The following is a 24,038-nucleotide window of genomic DNA, read 5'->3' on the forward strand; positions in this document are numbered from 1 at the left end:
AAAGATATGAATATACACTTGAATTGCCCGATTCCTTTTACCGACTCAGACCGTGTGTTACTAGCGCACGGAGGGGGAGGACGCATGACACACCAACTGATCAGCCAAGTATTTTATCCGGCTTTCCGGAACCCATTATTGGAGCAGGATCATGACGGATGCGTGTTCCCTATGGAAGAAGGGCGACTGGCCTACTCTACCGACTCCTTCGTGGTAGACCCGATCTTTTTCCCCGGAGGAGATATCGGTGATCTGGCGATCAACGGGACCGTTAACGATTTGGCTTGTTGTGGTGCCCGTCCTTTGTATCTGACCGCCGGGTTTATACTGGAAGAGGGCTTGCCTCTAGCAGATCTTCAGCGTATCGTACAATCCATGAAACGTGCGGCGGAGCGTGCCGGCGTACAGATCGTAGCAGGAGACACAAAAGTGGTGGAACGGGGCAAATGCGATAAATTGTTTATCAACACCAGTGGGATCGGGATCGTCCCTCCGGGCATACGAATCGCCCCAGACCAAGCGACTCCCGGCGATGTCGTCATTTGTAGCGGCCCGATTGGTCTACATGGTATCACGATCCTTTCCGCACGGGAAAGCTTGGGATTCGAGACGGATCTAAAAAGTGATACCGCTTCGCTAAACATTATGATTTCTGAGCTGTTACATACTATAGGAGAGGTACATGTCTTACGTGACCCCACCCGAGGTGGCGTAAGCGGAACCCTCAACGAGATCGCCCAAGACGCTGGTGTGGATATCCTGCTGGACGAAGACGCCCTGCCTATTCCGGAAGCGGTACGTGCCGCATCCGAGATGCTAGGATTAGACCCACTCTATATAGCGAACGAAGGATTGGTTCTTGTGATCCTGCCGGAAAGCCTTGCGGAACAAGCGTTACCCCTTATGAGACGTTTTGAGGAGGGCAGGCAAGCGACCGTTATCGGCCGTATCACCAAGCAAAGCGGAGAGCAAGCCCGGGTCAAGATGAAGACATTATACGGTAACTACCGGATCATCGATATGCTAAGCGGGGAGCAACTCCCCCGTATTTGTTAGAATACTTAATTGCTGAGATATGGAAAATAAAAGACCGTCCGTTTACGAAGAGTGCCGTCAGAAAGGCATCTCCCGCCGGGACTTCCTGAAGTTCTGTACCACCATGGCCGCCCTGATGGGATTGGAGGCTTCGGGAGTGGCACAGGTAGTAAATGCCTTGGAGACGAAACCCCGCCTTCCGATCATCTGGCTACACCTACAGGAATGTACCTGTTGTACCGAATCGTTTATCCGTGCCGCCCACCCGATCGTGGCGACCTTGTTGTTAGACAAGATTTCCCTAGACTATACCGAGACGCTGATGGCCGCCGCCGGCGAACAGGCCGAGGCCGCTAAGGAAGAGACCATGAAAAAATATTACGGCAATTATCTGCTGATGATCGAGGGATCGTTACCTACAAAAGATGAGGCTTATTGTTGCGTAGGCGGCAAGAGTGCCTTGCAGATCACCGAAGAGGCCGCCGCAGGAGCTAAAGCGATCATCGCTTGGGGCAACTGCGCTTCCGCCGGTTGCGTGCAAGCAGCGAACCCGAATCCTACCGGCGCTAAAGGTATCCATAAAGTCATCAAAGGTAAACCTATTATTAATGTACAAGGCTGTCCTCCGATCGCCGACGTGATGGCGGGTGTCATTATCTATATGTTGACCTTCGATCGTATGCCACAATTGGATGGATTGGGCCGTCCGAAGATGTTCTACTCACGCCGGGTACATGATACGTGCTACCGCCGTGCGAATTTCGACGCCGGTTTGTTCGTGGAGAGCTTCGACGATGAGAACGCCAAGCATGGCTACTGCCTGTATAAAGTGGGATGCAAAGGTCCAAGCACCTATAACTCGTGCGGTATCATCAAATGGAACGAGGGCACCAGTTACCCAATCCAAAGCGGTCACCCCTGTTTAGGTTGCAGCGAGGAGAATTTCTGGGACAACAGCCCGTTCTATAAACGTATGCCCGATATACACGGATTCGGTATCGAGGCCACGGCGGATCAGATCGGTCTGGCTCTTGGAGCCGCTACCGCCGCCGGTATCGCCGTACATGCCGTAGCGACTAACATACGGAAAAAAGAGCTTATCGACAATGATGAGCCGGAAAGTAAATCTACGATCTAATAAAACACTACTATCATGTCAGAAAGAATTGTCATAGACCCCATTACCCGTATAGAAGGCCACCTGCGGGTAGAGGCTGAAATAGAAGGTGGCACTATCAAGAACGCCTATAGCTCGGGTACCATGGTGCGGGGCATCGAGAATATCGTAAAAGACCGGGATCCCCGGGATGTATGGGCTTTCGTAGGCCGTGTTTGCGGCGTATGTACTTCCATCCACTCGCTTGCCTCGGTACGGGCGGTCGAGAATGCACGGGGTATCGTGATCCCTCCCAACGCCAGTATGGTTCGTAATATCATGCAAGCCGTATTGTATATGCATGACCATACGGTGCATTTCTATCAATTGCATGCATTGGATTGGGTAGATGTGGTATCCGCCTTAAAAGCCGATCCGAAAGCCGCCGCTTTACTTGCCCAGCAACTTTCTCCATGGGCAAAGAATACCGAGGGGTATTTCACCGCCACACAACAACGGCTAAAGAAGTTCGTTGCCAGCGGGCAGCTTGGTATATTCGCCAATGGGTATTGGGGACATCCGGACTATAAACTTACGCCGGAACAGAACCTTATCGCTACCGTCCATTATCTGGACGCATTGGAATGGCAGAAAGAGGTCGTCAAGGTACACGCTGTGTTCGGGGGCAAGAATCCGCATCCAAACTATATCGTAGGCGGTATGCCTTGCAGCATCGACTTAAATGAGGCCAATGCGATCAACGCAGATCGACTCGCTCTGGTAAAGCAGAAACTAGAGGAGGCGAAAACTTTCATTAATCAAGTGTATATCCCAGATTTATTGATGATCGCCAACGTCTATAAAGACAAATGGAGTAAGATTGGCGGAGGCGTACGAAACTATTTGTCTTACGGAGACTACCCGGTGTTCGATCTCGGGGAAGTGGAAAGTTATAAGATCCCCAGAGGAATCGTCTTGGATCGTGACCTTAGCAAGGTACATCCCGTAGACGCTAACTCCCCGGAAGAAATCAAGGAGTACATTTATCATTCATGGTATAAATACACGCAAGGAGACAAAGCCGGTTTGCATCCCTACGAGGGAGAGACCCATCTGGAATATACCGGCCCTCGTCCCCCCTATAAGTTATTGGACGTAGAGGATAAATATAGTTGGATCAAGACGCCACGGTGGAAACAGGAACCAATGGAAGTGGGTCCGTTAGCCCGTTTGATCGTAGCTTACGCCGCAGGGAAGGAACCCCAAAAGAGTATCGTAGACGAGACTTTACGTCAGCTCGACTTGCCGGTAGATGCTTTATTCTCTACCCTAGGACGCACCGCCGCTCGTGGATTGGAATGTAGAATGGCAGCAGACTGGGCCCTTGAGTTTTTCAACCAATTGATCAAGAACCTCGAGAACGGGGATTCCCGGATGGCAAACAGTGCCGAATGGGAACGGGAGAACTGGCCCGATCATGAGCAAGGCGTAGGATTGGCCGAAGCTCCCCGTGGAGCATTAGCCCATTTTATCGTGATCGACAAGAACCGGGTAAAGAACTACCAGATGGTAGTGCCTACTACTTGGAACGCCTCACCGAGGGATGAGAACGGCGTATTGTCCGCCTACGAATCCGCTTTGATCGGTACGCCGATATACGATCCGAAGCAACCCCTAGAGATTCTTCGGACGATCCACTCTTTCGATCCTTGTCTGGCTTGTGCCGTGCATCTGTATGACGAGGAAGGAAAATATGTGCACCAAGTTGATACATTCTAAAAAGCGATAGAGCCATGAAGAGTCGTAAGAAACGTTTAAGGGAAGTGTATGTATGGGAATTGCCCGTACGTATCTATCATTGGGTGAACGCGCTCTGTATCGTCATACTCTGCGTGACAGGCTTTATCATCGCCGATCCTCCCGCGATCATGTCCGCTTCGGAGGCTTATTTCAGCTATTGGTTCGGCGTGGTTCGGTTTATCCATTTCGTAACAGCGTTCGTATTCTTCTTCAATTTCGTATTCCGGCTTTATTGGGGATTCGTCGGGAATCGTTATGCCAGATGGAATAACTTCATCCCTTTAAAGAAATCCCAATGGAAAGAGGTATTGGAGGTGATCAAGGTAGATATCTTGATGATTAAGAACAAACCGGTAGACAGTATCGGGCATAACGCCTTGGCTAGCTTGATTTATTTCGGAACTTTCTGGGCATTTTTGTTACAAAGTATCACAGGATTCGGCCTGTACGCGAAGATGAGCCAGTCTTTCTTCCCACAATTGTTCGCATGGACCATCCCGTTGATGGGCGGGGACTTGATGGCTCGCCAGATTCATCATTTCCTGATGTGGTTCTTCATCCTTTTCGCTATCGTTCATATTTATCTGGTATTTTATCATGACTATATCGAGCAACGTGGCGAGACTTCGTCCATCATCGGTGGCTGGAAGTTTATCGAGGAAGACATAGCGGACAAGGAAGAGGTAACCGAGACTGCCGAGACTATCACTAAGATCGCTAAAAAAGGATGAAAGTGGAGAAGGAAACATTAGTATTAGGAGTAGGCAATTTATTGCTGAAAGACGAAGGTGTAGGCATACACGTTATCAAGGCTTTAGAAAACGAGAAGCTCCCGGCTCACGTCCATTTGATGGACGGGGGCACGGGAGGACTTCATTTATTAAGTTGGCTGCAAGGATATGACCGTATCATCATGATCGACGCCACGCTGGATAATAACCCTCCGGGCACCGTCCGTCTGATCCAACCTCGTTACGCCACCGACTTTCCCCCGCTCATGAGCGCCCACGAGATCGGTCTAAAAGATATGATCGACGCCATGATCCTAACCGACGATCTCCCGGAAACCCATCTCATTGTCATCTCCGCCCTCAATATCAACGAGGTCGGAATGGATCTGACACCCGAGGTAAAGGCTGCGGTTCCGAAAGTGATCCGGATGATACAAGAGATTATTTCAATACATAATAGAGCATACCGGCAATAGCGGCCCCAGCTATCGGCCCTAAAACAGGTACCCAAGCATACTCCCAATGGCTGCTGCCTTTTCCCTTGATCGGCAAAATAAAGTGTATGAACCGGGGAGCTAAATCACGGGCAGGGTTAATCGCGTAACCGGTAGTTCCACCTAAGGAAAGGCCGATTACCCAGACCGTAAACGCTACCGGAATGGCACCTACCGAACCTAAACCTATCGGCAAGGTACTATTGCTTTCGTAGGTTAGTTCTCCGTCCGTTATAAAAAATACGACAAACATCAAGGCGAACGTACCGATCATCTCACCTAAGAAATTAATTGGATAATCTTTGATAGCAGGACTCGTACAGAATACGCCTAATTCCGCATCCGGATCATCCGTAGCGTTGAAGTGATCCTTATAAACCAGCCAGACCAATAAAGCGCCCAAAGCGGCACCTATCATTTGCCCGGCTATATAAGTACATACATCACACCAAGGGAAAGTCCCTCCGATCGCCAAGCCGATCGATACCGCCGGATTCAAATGTGCGCCACTATAAGGGCCGGCTACCACAACACCGATAAATACGCCTAAAGCCCAAGCGGTCGTTATCGCTATCCAGCCCGCTCCATTGCCTTTTGTTTTCGACAAACAGACATTCGCTACAACTCCTCCTCCCATCAGGATCAAGAGCATAGTCCCTAATAATTCCGCTAAAAATGGAGACATAAGATAATAATTTAAGAATTTGTTAACTTGTTAATCTGCCTATAAGATGATTTTCATTATTCAGCCCAATTCTGAGAACGCCCCACCGCCTTATGCCATTCGTTCAATAATTTACGGGCAGTATCCTCTTTCATTTGTGGGTTAAAGACCTTATCCAAGCACCATTGTTCTTTCAGTTCATCGATATCCTTCCAATAGCCGATCGCCAAGCCCGCCAAATAAGCGGCTCCCAAAGCAGTCGTCTCCAATACATTCGGACGTACGACCGGACAGCGGCAGATATCGGACTGGAATTGCATCAAGAAGTTATTAGCGATAGCACCGCCATCTACCCGAATCTCTTTCGGCTTGGCGTGAATATCGTTTTCCATGGCCATCAATACATCATATACTTGATAGCAGATGCCCTCCAAAGCCGCACGGGTCAAGTGGGCCGCCGTAGTTCCGCGGGTAATCCCGATAATAGCGCCACGTGCGTATTGATCCCAATACGGCGCACCCAAACCCGTTAACGCCGGCACAAAATAAACACCCCCATTATCACTGACGGATTTCGCCATTTGCTCCGTAATCGAGGCATTCGGAATCAAGCCGATCCCATCCCTCAACCATTGAACGACGGCACCTCCCACAAAGACACTACCTTCCAGCGCATAGGTCGTCTGATCCCCTAATTTCCATGCGATCGTTGTCAATAGGTTATTCTGGGAAAGAACGGGTTCCTTGCCGGTATTCAGGATCATAAAGCAGCCGGTTCCGTAGGTTGTCTTGATCATACCATCCTCTACGCAGAGCTGGCCGAACAGAGCCGCCTGTTGGTCGCCAGCCATACCGGATACCGGGATGCCTTTCTTAAAAATAGGAGTTGATGTCTCGCAGTAAACCTCGCTACAGGCTTTCACTTGCGGTAACATCGAGGCAGGTATCGTAAACAAGTCCAATAACTCTTGATCCCATTGCAAAGTACGGATATTGAAAAGCATGGTACGGGAAGCGTTCGTCACATCCGTAATGAATTGAGCGCCCCGGGTAAGTTTCCAAACCAGCCAAGTATCTACCGTACCGAAGCATAGCTCTCCCCGCTCCGCACGCTCCCGGATACCCTTTACGTTATCCAATATCCATTTTATCTTCGTGGCGGAGAAATAAGCGTCGATCACCAATCCGGTCTTCTGCTGAATACGTTCCGCCCAACCTTGCGATTTAAGTTCCTCGCAATAATCCGCCGTACGGCGATCCTGCCATACGATCGCATTGTATACGGGAAAGCCAGTCTCCCGGTCCCAGATGATGGTAGTCTCCCGTTGGTTAGCGATTCCGATACAGGCGATATGGCTATCCGTGACATCCGCTTTTGCCATCGCCTCCTTGATGACAGACGATTGGGTGTACCAAATCTCATTCGGGTCGTGCTCTACCCAGCCCGGTTTCGGGAAATACTGTTGGAATGGCTTCTGAGCCAACGTAATAATAGTTCCTTGATGATTAAACAGGATAGCCCGGGAGCTAGTGGTTCCCTGATCGATCGCCAACACATATTTATTTCGAAAATTCATATCCTTCTATATTAGTATCGTTTATCAATTTGTCAATTCAGTATATAATTCGAGGCAACCTCATTAAACGCCTTTACCTGAGCAGAGGTCCAAGTCTCGTCCTTCCCCCATTCCGTAGCCAGAATCCCCGCTACTTTAGGAGCCATCGCCATCGCTGCCCGTGCGTCTAAGAATAAGATACGCAAACGGCGTGCCAATACATCCTCCAAAGTACGAGGCATCTCATTACGGACCAGCCAAGTTACCTCTCCTACCGTATAGGCATAGTCCGGATGCAACTTCTCCGCCATGGCGGGGGAAGAGGCCACTAAGTTACGGATTTCGTCGGCATCCGTACCATATACGTATAAAGGATCGGAGAAATCCGGATTCTTCCGGCTACCATGGATTTGGTAACGCTCGGTAATACAGTCTTTTGTAGGAATATGCATGTAACGTATCGCTAGGTCTAGGGTATCTTGAGCCATTTTCCGGTAGGTTGTCCATTTGCCTCCGATAATGGTGATCAAGCCGGATTTCTCCCGGATCAATTTATGGCTACGTGATATCTCTTTTGTCTTTTTACCTTCGCTACTGGGAGCGGCGAGCGGACGAAGCCCCGCGAACACGGATAAGACATCGCTTCGCTTGGGTGGCCGGGTCAAATAATTAGCGGCCGTATCGAGTATAAATTGGATTTCTTTCTCTAAGGCTACCGGCTCTTTTTCCGGCGATTCCATCAAGGTATCCGTTGTCCCTACCACGACTTTATCATGCCAAGGTACGGCGAACAACACACGTCCATCCGATGTCTTAGGAATCATAATGGCGCAATCACTTTGCAAGAAAGAGGAATCCAATACCAAATGGACTCCTTGGCTGGGGCGAACGGTCGGGCGTTTACCCGGCTCGTCCATTTGCAAGATCTCATCGGCGAAGACACCGGTAGCGTTGATCACGCAACGGGATCTTACTTGATAAACCGTACCGGTCTCCTCATCTCGAACCGTAACGCCGGATACTTTGCGGTCGTCGTCCTTCAGAAGCCCTATGACTTTCGCGTAGTTCAAGATACAAGCGCCAGCGTCGATAGAGCTGCGGACCATATTAATCGCAAGACGGGAATCATCGAACTGGCCGTCATGATAAAGCACCCCGGCGGTCATCCCTTTCGAACGAAGCATCGGAATGGTACGGAGCGCCCGTTTCGGACCGATACAAACCGAACGTCCCAGACCTAATTTTCCGGCCATCACATCATATAGGATCAGGCCTATCGTATAAAACGGGCCTTCCCACCAACGATAACAAGGGATTAAGAAGGTTTGATCTTTTACCAAATGGGGAGCGTTCTGGCGTAGCAGGCCTCGTTCGCGCAAGGCTTCCAGAACCAAGGAGATATCTCCTTGCGCCAAATAACGGACACCGCCATGGACCAACTTCGTACTACGGCTGGAAGTTCCTTTCGTAAAGTCCGATTGTTCGAATAAGGCGACTCTATATCCTCTTGTCGAAGCATCCAGAGCGATACCTATGCCGGTAGCCCCTCCTCCGATCACAAGAAAATCAAAGACTTCAGACGGGTCTTCCAACTGAGAAATCATTTTACTACGGTCCATATAGCTCCTCCTTTCTTAAGATTAACAGTTACAAATCTAACCATTAATTCTTAGTATAACAAAGGATTTGGGAAAAAGGATCAGTAGCGCTTTCTGTTTTCCATAAAGATAACTGCAGTTTCTATTGGAAGAAACAAAAGTTTCCTGCTGAAGAAACTTTTGTTTTGCTATAGGGAAACAAAAGTTTTCCTTACGGGGAATTTAAAAAAACTGTAATAGTCTGATTATTATCACTCAAACATCTTATCGATACCTCCCGTATCCGGTGGGGTCGTGGGGCTATCTTCCTCCCCTCCTTCGCTACATGGGTTCGCGTATTTCTCGGGGATCTCGAAAGTCTCGTCTTCCGAGTAGCCTAACGTTTTATCTTTATAAACCTTTTGCATATAAAGGGCGTAAATCGGTAACGCCATACTCGCTCCCTGCCCTTCCGCCAAGCGGTCGAAATGGATGGAACGGTCCTCGCCGCCTACCCAGCAGCCGGAAACCAAGCTAGGCGTAAATCCCATGAACCAACCGTCGGAGTTATTCTGGGTCGTTCCGGTCTTACCACCCATCTCCGCCTTGATACCGTAGCGGAAACGTACACGTCCTCCGGTACCACCGTCGATTACGCTTTTCAACATATGTAGCATCTTATAGGAAGCATCTTCCGTCAGCACCTCACTCATCTGTGGGGTAAAGTTCGCGATTGTATTTCCATATGAATCTTCTATACGGGTCACGAATAAAGGTTCTACCCGGATGCCCTTGTTGGCAAATACCGTATAGGCCCCGACCATCTCACCCACCGATACATCCGGAGTACCCAGACAGACCGAGATAACCGGATCGATATGATTCTTCAAACCGAAAGAATGAAGCAAACGAACAAACGTATAAGGTGAGAGCTGGCTCATCAGATAAGCGGTTACCCAGTTATCCGAGTTCTGTAATCCCCACTTGATCGTAACCATCTCGCCGATTCGCTTCGCGCTGGCGTTACGGGGAACCCACAAACGACCGTTCTCGTCCATCAACTGCTGCTGCACATGTAGCATCTGGTCGCAAGGACTGATCCCCTCGATCATCGCCAACGAATAAAGGAACGGTTTCATGGTAGAACCGATCTGACGGCGACCGCCATTCACCATATCATATTGGAAGTCATTATAGTCAATACCACCTACATAAGCCTTGACCTGCCCGGTGCGAGGGTCCATCGACATAAACGCCGTACGCAAGAAACTCTTATGATAACGAATCGAATCCAAGGGAGACATGATCGTATCGATCGGACCATCCCAACTAAACACACGCATATCGACAGGCTTCTCAAACTCCTCGCGCATATCGGCCTCAGCCATTCCACTCTTTTTCATCGCCCGATAGCGATCTGTCTGGTGCATCGCACGCATCAACATCGTGTCTACTTGACCGACACTTACGTCTCTTGAGAACGGAGCATAGCTACGTCCCTTCTTTTCCCGGAAGAAAGCCGGTTGAAGATCTTTACTCATATGCTCGCGGACAGCGTCTTCCGCATATTTCTGCATACGGGAATCGATGCTCGTATAGATTTTCAAGCCATCCGTATAAAGATTATAGTATTCTCCGTCGGCTTTTTTATTTTTGTTACACCATCCATATAATGGATTCGTCGCCCAAGATAATGAGTCCTCACTGAATTTCTGAGATTGCCAAGAGGCGTAATCCTTACGCTCCGGTTTCTTCGCGGTCATTGTCAGACGAAGGTATTCACGGAAGTAAGGAGCCAAACCGTCTTTATGGTCCATACGGGTAAAATGTACGACCAAGGGTAAAGCCTTCAACGAATCACATTCCGCCTTGGTTATGTACCCGGCCTTTTCCATCTGCTCCAAAACCGTATTACGACGGCCGATGGTACGCTTGTTATGGCGAACCGGATTGAAATAAGAAGGGTTCTTGCACATGCCTACCAACGTGGCGGCTTCCTCGATCTTCAAGGTTTTAGGGGTCTTCCCGAAATACACACGAGACGCGGATTGGATTCCCACGGCATTGTACAAGAAGTCAAACTTATTCAGATACATATTTATAATCTCTTCCTTTGTGTAATAACGTTCCAATTGAACCGCGATCACCCATTCGATCGGTTTCTGGAAAAGACGTTCCATCATATTATCGGCACTCGGCGAGAATAATTGCTTCGCTAATTGCTGGGTAATGGTACTACCGCCACCACCGCTTTTTTGCATCAAGATACCTCGCTTCACGATGGCACGAAACAAACCCTGCGCATCGATACCGCTATGTTCGGCGAACCGGATATCCTCGGTAGCGATCAAGGCTTTCACCAAATCCGGCGAAAGATCCTCATAATTCACGTAAATACGATTGTCTTTGCTATGCGCATAGGCTCCCAACGCCTTTCCGTCCGAGGAGATAACTTGGGAAGCATATTTATCAATCGGGTTCTCCAATTGTTCCACCGGAGGCATATAACCAATTGAACCATTCGCTATCGCCATAAACACCATTACCACCGCCCCTAATATAGCGAGGTATACTATCCAACAAGAAATAAGGATACCTTTTGTAATCTTTGATGCCATCTTTTTATATTTCACGGTATGGATAAAAGACTCATCTTATCCACAACGACCTATTTAAGATCACAAAAATAGAGGAAAATACGATCTTATGCAAGTTGAGGCACATATTTCGCCAACAAATAACCACCAGCTAGTAACCAAACATATAAAATAGTGGCCAAAACAAAGGGCTTAGCGCCAGCTTTCTTAAATTTCTCGATACTAGTCTCCGTACCAAGAGCAGTCATGGCCATTGTCAGCATGAATGTATCTACCTGATTGATCCCATCTACAACCGCATGAGGAAGCAAGTCGAGCGAATTGAAACCAATCACGGCCAAGAAACCAAACGCAAACCAAGGAATAGTGATCTTACCACGAGAAGGGGCAACGCCTCCGCCATTCCTCCCCCCGTTAACAACGGACTTCACAGCGGTTCGAGCCAACATGAAACTCATGACTACTAGCACAGGAGCTAACATCATCACACGAATCATTTTCACGATAATAGCCGCATCCGAAATTTCCTTTCCCATAGCGTTACCGGCTCCTACCACATGAGCTACCTCATGCAAGGTCGCACCCGTATAAAGTCCCATTTGCTCCGGGTCTAAATCAAGAATACCCGCACGGTACATCACCGGATAAATAAACATAGAAAGCGTACCGAAAATCACGACTGTCGATACGGCAACCGCCGTCTTATGAGCCTCGCACTTCACGACCGGTTCAGCGCCCAATACCGCGGCAGCCCCGCAAATAGCGCTACCCGTGGCGGTCAGTAAAGCAAGGTCTTTATCCATTTTCATCAATCGCCCCACCCAAACACCGATCAAGATGGTAAGCACCACGATCACCATATCGATCAGGATTGCCGGAAGGCCGATCGCAATCACGCTCTGGAAGGTCAGCTTAAACCCATATAGTACGATACCCGCACGAAGCACTTGCTTAGTACAAAACAGGATACCCGGAACCCACGTCTCCGGCAAATGGTTTCTCAGGCTGTTGGCGTACAACATACCTAAAATAATGCCGACAATCAGCGGACTGAATGACATTTGTTTAACAAACTGGAACTCCGCGATATAGAATGCGGAACAAGAGAAAAGGGCTATCAGCAAGACACCATGTAATACGTTACCTCGTTTTTCGCTAAACATAATTATTGATTTATTTAGTACAACATATCATTATTTGATTTCGTTCGCGAAAGTACATATTTTCATCCGATCCCTTACTTCACAAGTTTTTATAGCGAATAACCTAAAGTTATTGCCAATGTTGACTGGCAAAACGCATGAAACTTTCTTCCATACCGCTGTTCTGTCCCTGCGGCTCCACAAAGGAGAAAGTCCGTTCGGCCTTAAAACCCTCAATATCTATCACTTTCAAACGTCCAGCCATCAGCTCACGTGTCACCGCCCGAATAGAAAGAATTCCCAAAGCATCGGAATTTTCCAAGAATAATTTGATACTCTCCGTACTACCTAGCTGCAATAATACGTTCAATTGCGACAGTTTGATCTGGTGTTTTGCCAAGGTCCCCTCCAAGACCTCAAGCGTACCGGAGCCATTTTCACGAAGTACTACGGGCAAAGCACAAAGTTGTTCCAACGTCAGTTCGTCATAAGCAGCCAACTTAGACCCTACATGAGTGACAACCACTAACTCATCCTTCATAAAAGGTATATAATGCATCGTATTTTGACGGGTAGTCCCTTCCACCAATCCTAACGTTATTTTTCCATCTCGCAAAGCCAACTCTATATCCCGGCTATTCCCATTCAATACAGATACATGTATATCCGGAAACATCTTAATGAATAAAGCAAGCACGGGCGGAAGAACATATTGGGATATTGTCGTACTGGCACCTAAATGTAAATCCCCCAGAAAATTATTTGTCAACAGATTCATCTCGAAATCCAATTGACGATACGAAGCCAATAAGGAATGGGTATGCGAAAACAACAACTCGCCCGCACGAGTTAAACGGATCTGGCTACCTGTTCGTTCAAAGAGAGGCGTCTTATACTGAACCTCCAACTCATGGATATGCTTGCTAATAGCGGGTTGGCTAATGAACAATTCCCGGGACGCTTTCGTGAAGCTTAAGTTACAAGCTACGCTATGAAATACTTTTAATCGAAAATCCATGATATTCTACCTTTTGCTGTTTTAATTTAACAAAGATAAAAAAAATACTATATATTTGTGGATTGAAACATAAATATATGAATGAATATGAAATATCTATATGTTTTATTGTTGACGTTGACCGTCAACGCATGCAGTGGTCAACGCAATCAAAAAACGGAGGAATCCAATGTAGCGCCACCCACCTTTGAAATGGTCTCGGTCCCCACCTTAATCACGGACCCAGTGGAAAGGGCCGAATATTTAGTGAAACATTATTGGGATAAATTCGACTTCAAGGATACGACCTATATCCATGAACCTCAAGTGACCGAGCAGGCATTATCCAACTATATAGATTTGATGAACTATGTCTCGCCTGCAGCTATGTCTTCTTCCGTAAAAGCGATGATGAAACAAACAGAACAAGACAGTGCCATGTTTCAGTACTTTTCCGAGATGATGGAGAAATATCTATACGACCCGAATTCCCCCCTAAGGAATGAGGAAATGTATATAGCAGTATTGGAATATCTTACCGAATCCTCGTCATTAAGCGATGTGGAAAAGATACGTCCCGCCCATTTGCTAGAGCTCGCATTAAAAAACAGAATCGGGACGCCTGCGACCGATTTCACGTACACATTAGCGAACGGAAAAACCGGGAAATTATACAATATAAAAGCGGATTATCTATTATTATTTTTCTATAATCCGGACTGCCATGCTTGTCAAGAAATAACCAGACAAATGGAATCGTCCTTCTTGATCAATGAATTTTCAAAAAGCAACAAACTAAAGATCTTAGCCGTTTATCCGGACGAGGATCTGGACGCATGGAAAGAGCATGTTTCCGTCATGCCTAAAGATTGGATCAACTCATACGACAAAAGTGTTTCGCTTAAAAACGACGAGATCTACGACTTAAAAGCGATACCCACATTATATCTATTAAACAAAGAGAAAAAAGTATTGTTGAAAGACGCTACTTTTCAACAGATCGAAAATTATTTATCACAAACAACTAACTAATTTAAAACATGAAAAAAATCTTATTGTCCTTGGCTTTCTTAGCAGGAGTGAGCCTAACGGTTTCCGCCCAATTCAAGATTGGCGGCAAGACCATTAATACGAAAAAAGTGATTAATGCCGCGACTGATGTAGCGCATGCCGCTACTCTATCCGACGAGGATGTAGCCAAAATGGCAAAAGAGTACATCCAATGGATGGACACTCATAACGAGGTAGCAGGTCCGGATACGGAAATGGGACAACGCTTGGAACGCTTGACCGCCAATGTAAAGAAAGTTTCCGGCCTAGACTTAAACTTTAAAGTATATAATGTAGTAGATGTAAACGCTTTCGCCTGTGGAGACGGAAGTGTACGCGTATGTGGCGGATTGATGAAAATCATGGACGATGACGAGGTATTCGCCGTTATCGGTCATGAGATCGGGCACGTCGTTCATTCCGACTCTAAAGACGCCATGAAAAACGCTTACTTGACCTCCGCCGCTAAAAACGCCGCCGGAGCCGTAAGTGGAACCGTATCCAAACTGACCGACTCTCAACTGGGAGACATGGCACAGGCCTTGGCCGGCGCTCAATATTCCCAGAAACAAGAGTATGAGGCGGACGAATTCGGTTTCCAGTTTTGTATAGATAACGGGCGAGATCCGTACGGAATGTCTAACTCATTAAATAAATTGTTACAACTAAGTGAGTCAGAAGCTAAATCGTCCAAGTTTATGCAGATGTTCTCAAGCCATCCCGAGACTCAAAAACGTGCCGATCGGGTAAAAGAGAAGGCCGATGAGTACGTGAAAAGCAAGCAATAACTGTTAACGGTCCTTTAGCAGGACGGACTATTATTAAAATAAAGCTAACGTATCAAGGATTTGCGCCACGAAATCATGCTGTACAACATAAAATACTATATATTTGCACCGTGTTTTTCATGGTATTAGATTTTAAGGTTAGCAATGAAGATTGGTCGTCCGTGACGGATGACCATTTTTTTGCTTTGATAATCAAAAAAACTTCTACCTTTGCGAAAGATCTATCTATTGAGAGTCATGAAACACACACATAAATATCTAGTTCTCGCAATACCCATATTTCTTGTTTCTTTGTTAGCCTTAGGTTGCCAAGAAAAAGAAGAAAAGAAAGTTGTGCTTATCCATTCTTTTGAGCAAAAGAAAGATACCTACCCGATTTTTAATGAAACGCTGAAACGAACATTCGATAAACCGGACTCCATTGAACGCTATTGTCGGATTCTCGAATCTTATGAACACAGACATCGAGCTCAGTAAGGCAGAACGGGAAAACTTTACCGAGTTAATCAATACGAACAGCGATCTGTTATTGAACCTTATCAATGATATCTTAGATCTTTCCCGTATCGAATCGGGCCGTATGTCATTCTCTTTCCAGCAATATTCTCTAAATGAATTAATAAGCACGATTTACCAGACTTTCCAAGTTTTAATGCCGGAGAACGTAGAACTTCGTATGCAGGTTGACACAAGTGATTACCAACTTTCTTAGCAACGCTATTAAATTCACGCAAAAGGGATATATATTGATTGGTTATGAATACCGAGAGGAAGAGCGGCATGTACATATTTTCGTAGAAGATACCGGCATTGGTATCCCGAAAGAAAAGCAAGACGCCGTTTTCAATCGTTTCACGAAACTGGATGAATTCGCCAAAGGTACCGGCTTGGGACTATCCATTTGCAAAGTGATAGCCGAACGTTTCGATGGGTATATCGCCGTAGAGTCCGAAATAGGAAAAGGAAGCCGTTTTTCCATTATCCTTCCCCTTAACCCCAAACACACTGAAAGTGATTAATCACATTTATTCGCGATAATCCCGAAAATAATATTACTTTTGCTTTTGTATACAATTTTAAATTTCAGATCTGTGAGTACAAGAATAAAATTAAGGGTTCAAGGATTAGCGAACAGCCAAATTCAATCCGGGGCCTATGCGTTAATTTTGGCAGAGGAAAATGGTCCACGGCGAATTCCAATCATCGTAGGAACCGCTGAAGCACAGTCTATAGCGATCGCTTTGGAGCATATCGTACCTCCTCGTCCATTAACACACGACTTATTCGCCACTTTTGCGCAAGCCTTCAACGTCATTCTTAAGGAAGTCTACATATACAAATTCGAAGATGGTGTGTTTTACTCAGAATTAGAGTTTAGCGACGGTGAGCGCTCGATAAAGCTGGACTCTCGTACTTCCGACGCGATTGCCATAGCGCTTCGCGTAAATTGCGACATCTTTACTTCCGAGGAGATTGTAAAGGAATGCGGTGTCGTACTGGAAGACACCCTGTCCATCCCCGCTGACGAACCGGAGGAGGATGACAATTTATTAGAATTAGAACCGGATGAGATTAAGGACGAAGCCCAGTTAAAGAAATGGTTAAGCCTATTGGATATCCAAGAAATAAACGAGCGATTGGAAGACGCTATAGCGGACGAAAATTACGAATACGCAAAAATGTATAAAGACGAGTTGCGCCGTCGAGAAGAAGAGGAGGACACAAACAAATGATTGGAGAACAAGGAGGATTCGGACTGGTCTCACTTTTAAGAGGTCTGCTTGGGATCATTACGATTTTAGGTATCGCCTATGCGATGAGTTATGACCGTAAACGGATCGATTGGAAATTAGTTGGTGGAGGTTTGTTCATGCAGATCGTATTCGCCTTGGCGGTTTTATATGTGCCGTTCGTCGGAAGCCTATTGGAAGGATGTGGCAAGATATTTGTTAAGTTGATGGACTTCACGGATGCCGGTCTTACTTTCTTATTAGGCCCGTATGCCTCTAAAGCGGCAGGATTCAGTTTCTTGCTTCATTCGCTACCGATTGTTATTTTCTTCTCCGCCTTGGTTTCCATGTTTTACTATTGGGGGATTATCCAGAAAGTAGTCGGTGCCTTTGCGTGGGTATTGCGTAAATTCATGAATATATCCGGCTCGGAGGGATTAGTGGCCGCCGGTAATATTTTTATGGGAATGACAGAATCTCCTGTGTTGATCAAGAATTACCTGCCGACGATGAATCGTTCGGAGATATTTTTGGTCATGGTATCCGGAATGGGTACGATCGCCGGTTCCGTAATGGGTACTTACATAGGTATGTTGGGAGGAACAGACCCGGCGGCGAAGGTTTTATTCGCCACTCACTTGCTCTCGGCTTCCGTAATGGCAGTACCGGGTTCAATCGTTTTAGCGAAAATGCTTTGTCCGCAGACGGAAGAAGCCACGGACCATGTAGCTATCTCCGGCAAGGAAAAAGAGAACTCGAATATTCTAGATGCCATCTCATCGGGTACGGTTACCGGCGTAAAGTTGATGACGAATATTGCCGCGATGTTATTGGTATTCATATCCCTTGTAGCGTTAGCGAATTATATTACGGAAGGTGTGATAGGGCGTTATACCGGACTGAACGACTGGATTGTAAAGATTACGGACGGTAAGGCGCAGGGCTTGACCTTCCAGTTTATACTGGGTGTAATCACCTCTCCTTTCATGTGGTTGATCGGGGTTCCCAGCCAAGACATCATGTTAGTTGGTTCTTTATTGGGACAAAAGACCATATTGAACGAATTTGTCGCCTATTTCCAATTGCAGCAATGGAAAGATGCCGGATTATTCATGTATGAGAAATCGATCTTGATGTCTACTTATATCCTTTGCGGATTCGCTAATATATCGTCTATCGGTATCTTATTAGGCGGATTGGGCGTATTAGCCCCGGAAAAACGAGGATTAATTTCACGTATCGGCGTACCGGCCATGATCGGCGGAGCCCTGGTCTCTGTGCTATCGGCTACTATAATTGGTATGATCCTTGGGTAATTGAGAATTGAGAATTGAAAATTAGATGGTCATGCAGATTTTTTATACACCAGATATAGCTATCAAGCCGGAATTACCGGAAGAAGAAGCAGGACATTGTATACGGGTACTTCGTCTAGGTGAAGGCGATGAGATAGTATTGACGGATGGGCAAGGCTCTTTTTATAAAGCGGCTATTAGCCGGGCGCATCCCAAACATTGTGAGGTGACCCTCTTAGAGAGTTGGAAACAACCCGATCTCTGGAACTTCAATCTCCATATAGCCATAGCTCCTACCAAAAACATGGACCGGATGGAGTGGTTCGTGGAGAAAGCGACGGAAATAGGGATCAATGCGATCACCTGTTTGAATTGTCGTTTCTCAGAGCGTAAAGAGATCAAGCCGATTCGATTGGAGAAGATATTGGTCAGTGCCATGAAGCAATCCCAGAAAGCGACTTTGCCAGCGTTAGAAGGAATGACAGATTTCAAGAAGTTTGTCGCCACTCCCTTTGACGGGCGTAAGTTTATCGCCCATTGCGAGGAAGGCGAGAAGCCACTATTAAAACATACGTATCAGCCGGGAGAGAATGCCTTAATCCTCATCGGACCGGAAGGTGATTTTAGCCCGGAAGAAATCAAGCTGGCTCAAGAGAAGGGCTTCGAGCCGATCTCTTTAGGAGAGAGCCGGCTGCGTACGGAAACGGCTGCGCTAGTGGCTTGCCATACGATTCATGTGTTAAATCAATAGAGTCCGGTAAGATGCCTCACATTACCGGAGGGTAATCGTAACTTGATTATTGATCGCAGATGCCCTGTCTGTTATTCGGATTCGTTTTAACAGTTTGTCAATCTATCCCCATATTCTGTCTTGTTTACAGACAGAAGTACGGGATGGCTTATAAAAACGTCACTCTCCAGCAGTCAAAAAAACATCCGATCAATCACTGACAGGATGTCTTTACTGCTTGTCACAAATGAAAACCACCTTAACTAAACAAGCAAATGCGTTGCAATTGCAATTATCAATTTTAATGAATACAACAAAAACATGAACGCAGATCAGCATATTTGATCAATAGCCACCGCAAATATACGAAAAAAACAGACCTATGCTATAATATACTATAGCTATTTACATAAAAATCTTCACATACTTTGTTACTCTATTTATGATAAACGAGAGTGACAAAATAATAATACAACGTATTGTGCAAAGGATAAAATCTTTACGCAAGGAACGTAGTATGTCACAACGTGAACTGATGTTCAGATCCGACGTCAATATTTTTATATTAGAACAAGCCAAACAAGATATCAAAATCGGAACCTTAATTAAAATAACCAGAGCATTAAATATCTCTTTATCCGACTTTCTAAAGGGTATTGAAGATGACACTAATATAGAATAATCCTATTTCCATTAAAAATACGTTAATCCTCATAAGGGTTATTAAGCAAATTGCTACATTTGTAATGATATTAACAAATCTAATCTAATAACAATTTAAGTAACATGAAAAATTTGTTCAAATCATTCTTGATTCTTTCAGCCATAGCTATGGCTATCCCCTGTATCGCTCAAACTCCGAATACATTGACTAAGAAGGAGAAAAAAGCTGGCTGGGAATTATTATTCAACGGAAAAGACTTCTCAGGATGGCGTCAATGTAACGGAACCGCTATGCCCGCGAACTGGGTTATAGAAGACAATGCAATGAAAGTATTTACCGGCGAAGGCAAGAAACCGGGACAAGGCGCTAATGGCGATATCCTTTACCAGAACAAAAAGTTCAAAAACTTCGAGCTTTCGGTAGACTGGAAAGCCAGCAAGATGGGCAACTCCGGTATCTTCTATTATGTACGCGAAGTACCCGGCAAACCTATTTATTATGCGGCTCCCGAAGTACAGGTACTAGATAACGTGGACGCAACCGACAACAAATTAGCGAACCACCTAGCAGGTTCTCTATATGACATGCTTCCCGCAGATCCGAAAACAGTTAATCCTGCCGGCGAGTGGAATACGATCGTAATCCGTGTAAAAGATGGAAAAGTAACGCATACTCAAAATGGCAAAAAAGTAGTTGAGTACACTTTATGGAGCAAAGAGTGGGATGATCTGGTAGCTAACAGTAAATTCAAGAACTTCCCGGGTTTTACCGAAGGTATCTCTAAAGAAGGTTATATAGGTCTGCAAGATCATGGCTATCCTATATGGTTCCGTAATATCAAGATCCGTGAACTAAAATAGTTCTTCGAATCTATCGTATATAAATAAAAAGCCCGGGATTCAGATAAATCACCGGGCCTTTTTATATCTGTTTAATAAGTAAGCCTAATTACTCCCACTCAATTGTCGCATTCGGTTTCGGAGACATATCGTAGCATACACGATTCACGTTCTTCACCTCTTTCAAGATACGATCCGTAATCTTCATCAAGATAGGCCAGTCAACCGGTTCGATCGTAGCGGTCATGGCATCTACCGTATTGACGGCACGGATAATCACGGGCCATTCGAAAGAACGGGCGTTATCACGTACGCCAACCGACTTAAAGTCGGGTACTACCGTAAAGTATTGCCATACCTTTTTATCCAATCCGGCGTTCTTGAACTCCTCCCGTAAGATCGCATCCGACTCACGTACCGCTTCCAGTCTATCACGAGTGATAGCGCCCAAGCAACGTACGCCCAAACCCGGTCCGGGGAACGGCTGGCGATAAACCATGTCATAAGGCAAACCTAACTCTACGCCACAAGCACGAACCTCGTCCTTGAATAATTGACGCAAAGGCTCAACCAACTCAAATTGCAAATCTTCCGGCAGACCGCCTACGTTATGATGGGATTTCACCATCTTAGCCGTCTTCGTTCCACTCTCCACGATATCCGGATAGATCGTTCCTTGAGCCAAGAAATCGATTCCATCTAATTTGCGAGCTTCTTCCTCAAATACACGGATAAACTCACCACCGATAATCTTACGCTTTTGCTCCGGATCTTCCACGTCAGCTAGCTTGTTCAAGAAACGATCTGTAGCGTCTACATACACCAAATTGGCATTCAACTGGTTCTTGAAGACCTCAACGACATCCTCGGACTCGCCCTTACGCATCAAACCATGATTCACATGCACGCAAACCAATTTATCGCCGATCGCTTTCAAAAGCAAAGCGGCTACTACAGAGCTATCGACACCTCCAGACAAGGCCAGCAGAACTTTCTTATCCCCTACCTGACGCTTTACCAATTCAATCTGGTCATTGACAAAATTCGTCATATTCCAGTTTGCCTCAGCCTTGCAAGTATCGAACACGAAAGACTTGACAGCGCCCTTGATCGCCTCGACATCATCCGTAAACTCCGGCAATTTAACCTCGCACAACGCCTTATCGTGACCTGCGGCCATTACAGGAGTGCCCATCTCGTAAATACCCGGATTCACGTCGATAGCTACACCGTCGATAACATTGTTTGGGCCACCATTGATAATGATACCTTTCACGTTTGGCAAGGCTTTTAATTCCTCAACCGTGATGTCATGCGGATAAATCTCACTATAAACGCCTAACGCACGAATAGCACGAGCCAACACCGTATTCTCATGACTACCTAAATCCAAGATAACAATCATATCTTGCTTCATGTGACTTTTAAATTTTATTGATTTTACACTTTGTTATACCTAAGACAAATGTCACTCCCACTCGATGGTTGCAGGCGGCTTCGAGCTGATGTCGTACACGACTCTATTTACGCCTTTCACCTTATTGATAATCTCGTTGGAAACTTTGGCGAGGAACTCGTACGGAAGCTGCGCCCAATCGGCGGTCATAGCGTCTGTAGAAGTGACCGCACGTAAAGCTACCGTATTCTCATAGGTACGCTCATCGCCCATTACACCTACGGATTGAATCGGAAGTAAGATTACCCCAGCTTGCCAAATCTTATCGTAAAGTCCCCACTCACGCATCAATGACATATAGATATCGTCAGCGTCTTGCAGGATACGTACCTTTTCCGGCGTGATATCACCCAAGATACGGATACCCAATCCCGGTCCCGGGAACGGATGGCGCTTGATCAAATGCGGTTGCATACCCAACTCCATACCGACACGGCGAACCTCATCCTTGAAAAGAAGACGAAGCGGCTCGACGAGTTTCAAGTTCATCGTATCCGGAAGTCCGCCCACATTATGATGGCTCTTGATAACCGTACCTGTGATAGACAGCGACTCGATCACATCCGGATAAATCGTACCTTGCCCCAGCCACTTGATATCTTTCAGCTTATGCGCCTCCTCATCGAAGACATCGATAAATCCTTTGCCGATGATCTTACGTTTCTTCTCCGGTTCCGTAACGCCCGCTAGTTCTTTATAGAACTTATCTTTCGCGTTTACGCCGATCACGTTCAATCCTAAATGCTCATAATCCCTCATTACGTTCTCGAACTCATTCTTGCGCAGCAAACCATGATCCACGAAAATGCAAGTCAAGTTCTTACCGATCGCCTTATTCAGCAATACGGCCGTAACAGATGAATCCACACCGCCGGAAAGAGCCAAGATCACCTTGTCATCTCCCAATTGCTCCTTCAACTCAGCTACGGTAGATTCGATAAAGGAAGCCGGTGTCCAATCCTTGGCGCATCCGCAAATATTCAAGAAGTTATCCAGCAACTTCGTACCGTCTGTCGAATGGAATACTTCCGGATGAAACTGAACGCCCCACGTTTGCTCACCTTCCACATGGTAAGCGGCAGCCCTCACGTCGTCTGTGCTGGCGATCACCTTGAATTTATCCGGCAATACGGTAATCGTATCCCCATGAGACATCCATATCTGTGAACCCACATGGATCCCTTTCAGTAATTCATCCTCACCATCAATGTGCGACAAATTAGCACGTCCATACTCACGTGAATTAGCCGGTTCCACATTACCTCCGGATGTATAAGCTAGAAACTGCGCTCCATAACAAATACCTAAGACAGGATATTTTCCCCGTATCTCGGTCAAGTCCGCCTTAAAGGCATTCTCATCGTATACGGAATAAGGACTTCCGGAAAGGATCACACCTTTCACGTCGGTAGCGTCATGCGGGAATTTGTTATAAGGAACGATCTCACAATACATATTCAACTCTCTGACCCTACGGCCGATAAGCTGGGTTGTTTGCGAGCCGAAATCAAGAATAATAAGTTTCTCGTGCATGCAATTATGATTATTTAATTGAGTGGCGCAAAGGTAGTAATAAATTCGGGAAGCATAAACACACTGGGCAAATATTCTTCCTTATCACGATACTTTTAAAAGATCTTCCCTTGTCCTATTACGCCTTTCCTCCTGAGACATTCATTATCCACCATCCGTTGCACGATCGTCCACCAACTGTTACATGATCATGCAACGGATGGTGGACGATCATGCAACAGCTATTAGAAGATGAATACCTCAAGAGGAAAACCACAAATCCCC

At 46.1% G+C, this 24,038-nt stretch carries 19 protein-coding genes and 1 pseudogene; 12 read left to right on the forward strand and 8 right to left on the reverse strand.

Annotated elements, in window-relative coordinates; genetic code table 11:
- Positions 1-6: 6 nt before the first annotated feature.
- From hypE to DWX33_RS19280, 5 genes are read left to right on the forward strand one after another with little or no spacing between them, the layout of a single operon-like run.
- On the forward strand, positions 7-1,056 hold the full coding sequence (hypE, locus tag DWX33_RS19260) for a hydrogenase expression/formation protein HypE (RefSeq protein ID WP_122380891.1): 1,050 nt from the start codon (positions 7-9) through the stop codon (positions 1,054-1,056).
- A gap of 19 nt (positions 1,057-1,075) precedes the next feature.
- Positions 1,076-2,173, forward strand: a complete 1,098-nt coding sequence (locus DWX33_RS19265) for a hydrogenase small subunit (RefSeq protein ID WP_005865043.1) — start codon at positions 1,076-1,078, stop codon at positions 2,171-2,173.
- Between the two features lie 15 nt (positions 2,174-2,188).
- On the forward strand, positions 2,189-3,910 hold the full coding sequence (locus DWX33_RS19270; protein ID WP_087346854.1) for a nickel-dependent hydrogenase large subunit: 1,722 nt from the start codon (positions 2,189-2,191) through the stop codon (positions 3,908-3,910).
- 14 nt (positions 3,911-3,924) lie between these two features.
- Positions 3,925-4,662, forward strand: coding sequence for a Ni/Fe-hydrogenase, b-type cytochrome subunit (gene cybH / locus DWX33_RS19275; RefSeq protein WP_005865039.1), 738 nt, complete (start codon positions 3,925-3,927; stop codon positions 4,660-4,662).
- Positions 4,659-5,138 carry a HyaD/HybD family hydrogenase maturation endopeptidase gene (locus DWX33_RS19280; protein ID WP_005865036.1) on the forward strand — a complete coding sequence of 160 codons (480 nt, stop codon included), beginning with the start codon at positions 4,659-4,661 and terminating at the stop codon, positions 5,136-5,138. The genes cybH and DWX33_RS19280 overlap by 4 nt, the downstream gene beginning before the upstream one ends.
- On the opposite strand, the gene DWX33_RS19285 is transcribed toward DWX33_RS19280, so the two are convergent.
- From DWX33_RS19285 to DWX33_RS19310, 6 genes are all read right to left on the reverse strand, one after another.
- Positions 5,104-5,841, reverse strand: a complete 738-nt coding sequence (locus tag DWX33_RS19285) for an MIP/aquaporin family protein (protein WP_005855011.1) — start codon at positions 5,839-5,841, stop codon at positions 5,104-5,106. The genes DWX33_RS19280 and DWX33_RS19285 overlap by 35 nt on opposite strands.
- A gap of 56 nt (positions 5,842-5,897) precedes the next feature.
- The gene (gene glpK / locus DWX33_RS19290; protein ID WP_008773317.1) at positions 5,898-7,397 is read right to left on the reverse strand and encodes a glycerol kinase GlpK; all 1,500 of its coding nucleotides are present in this window, start codon (positions 7,395-7,397) and stop codon (positions 5,898-5,900) included.
- Positions 7,398-7,429: 32 nt separating this feature from the next.
- Complete coding sequence (locus DWX33_RS19295; protein WP_122380892.1) at positions 7,430-8,995, reverse strand: glycerol-3-phosphate dehydrogenase/oxidase; 1,566 nt, start codon at positions 8,993-8,995, stop codon at positions 7,430-7,432.
- A 230-nt stretch (positions 8,996-9,225) separates the two neighbouring features.
- Positions 9,226-11,571: a transglycosylase domain-containing protein gene (locus DWX33_RS19300; RefSeq protein WP_005865028.1), complete on the reverse strand. Its 2,346-nt coding sequence runs from the start codon at positions 11,569-11,571 to the stop codon at positions 9,226-9,228.
- Positions 11,572-11,657: 86 nt separating this feature from the next.
- Complete coding sequence (locus DWX33_RS19305) at positions 11,658-12,713, reverse strand: YeiH family protein (RefSeq protein WP_036618021.1); 1,056 nt, start codon at positions 12,711-12,713, stop codon at positions 11,658-11,660.
- A 109-nt stretch (positions 12,714-12,822) separates the two neighbouring features.
- Positions 12,823-13,710 carry a LysR family transcriptional regulator gene (locus DWX33_RS19310; RefSeq protein ID WP_008773321.1) on the reverse strand — a complete coding sequence of 296 codons (888 nt, stop codon included), beginning with the start codon at positions 13,708-13,710 and terminating at the stop codon, positions 12,823-12,825.
- A gap of 81 nt (positions 13,711-13,791) precedes the next feature.
- Between DWX33_RS19310 and DWX33_RS19315 the strand changes: the two genes are divergently transcribed.
- The 7 genes and pseudogenes from DWX33_RS19315 (at position 13,792) to DWX33_RS19350 (ending at position 20,806) form a co-directional block, all read left to right on the forward strand.
- Complete coding sequence (locus tag DWX33_RS19315; RefSeq protein WP_034530440.1) at positions 13,792-14,721, forward strand: DUF5106 domain-containing protein; 930 nt, start codon at positions 13,792-13,794, stop codon at positions 14,719-14,721.
- An 8-nt stretch (positions 14,722-14,729) separates the two neighbouring features.
- Positions 14,730-15,527 carry a M48 family metallopeptidase gene (locus DWX33_RS19320; RefSeq protein ID WP_008773322.1) on the forward strand — a complete coding sequence of 266 codons (798 nt, stop codon included), beginning with the start codon at positions 14,730-14,732 and terminating at the stop codon, positions 15,525-15,527.
- A gap of 412 nt (positions 15,528-15,939) precedes the next feature.
- A pseudogene (locus DWX33_RS19325) lies at positions 15,940-16,546 on the forward strand (sensor histidine kinase); the annotation flags it as partial.
- Positions 16,547-16,618: 72 nt separating this feature from the next.
- On the forward strand, positions 16,619-17,260 hold the full coding sequence (locus DWX33_RS19330; RefSeq protein WP_005854990.1) for a bifunctional nuclease family protein: 642 nt from the start codon (positions 16,619-16,621) through the stop codon (positions 17,258-17,260).
- On the forward strand, positions 17,257-18,573 hold the full coding sequence (locus tag DWX33_RS19335) for a NupC/NupG family nucleoside CNT transporter (RefSeq protein WP_057327342.1): 1,317 nt from the start codon (positions 17,257-17,259) through the stop codon (positions 18,571-18,573). The genes DWX33_RS19330 and DWX33_RS19335 overlap by 4 nt, the downstream gene beginning before the upstream one ends.
- A 31-nt stretch (positions 18,574-18,604) precedes the next feature.
- Positions 18,605-19,303, forward strand: a complete 699-nt coding sequence (locus tag DWX33_RS19340) for a 16S rRNA (uracil(1498)-N(3))-methyltransferase (protein ID WP_122380893.1) — start codon at positions 18,605-18,607, stop codon at positions 19,301-19,303.
- A gap of 765 nt (positions 19,304-20,068) precedes the next feature.
- Entirely contained in the window at positions 20,069-20,806 is a 738-nt protein-coding gene (locus DWX33_RS19350; protein WP_057327341.1) for a DUF1080 domain-containing protein, read from the forward strand.
- An 88-nt stretch (positions 20,807-20,894) separates the two neighbouring features.
- On the opposite strand, the gene guaA (DWX33_RS19355) is transcribed toward DWX33_RS19350, so the two are convergent.
- Both guaA (DWX33_RS19355) and guaA (DWX33_RS19360) read right to left on the reverse strand, forming a co-directional pair.
- On the reverse strand, positions 20,895-22,202 hold the full coding sequence (gene guaA, locus DWX33_RS19355) for a glutamine-hydrolyzing GMP synthase (protein ID WP_005854978.1): 1,308 nt from the start codon (positions 22,200-22,202) through the stop codon (positions 20,895-20,897).
- 51 nt (positions 22,203-22,253) lie between these two features.
- The gene (guaA, locus tag DWX33_RS19360) at positions 22,254-23,774 is read right to left on the reverse strand and encodes a glutamine-hydrolyzing GMP synthase (RefSeq protein WP_005865010.1); all 1,521 of its coding nucleotides are present in this window, start codon (positions 23,772-23,774) and stop codon (positions 22,254-22,256) included.
- Positions 23,775-24,038 lie beyond the last annotated feature (264 nt).

The sequence above is a fragment of the Parabacteroides sp. AF19-14 genome (assembly GCF_003635485.1).
In the GTDB taxonomy this organism is placed as follows: Bacteria; Bacteroidota; Bacteroidia; order Bacteroidales; family Tannerellaceae; genus Parabacteroides; species Parabacteroides distasonis.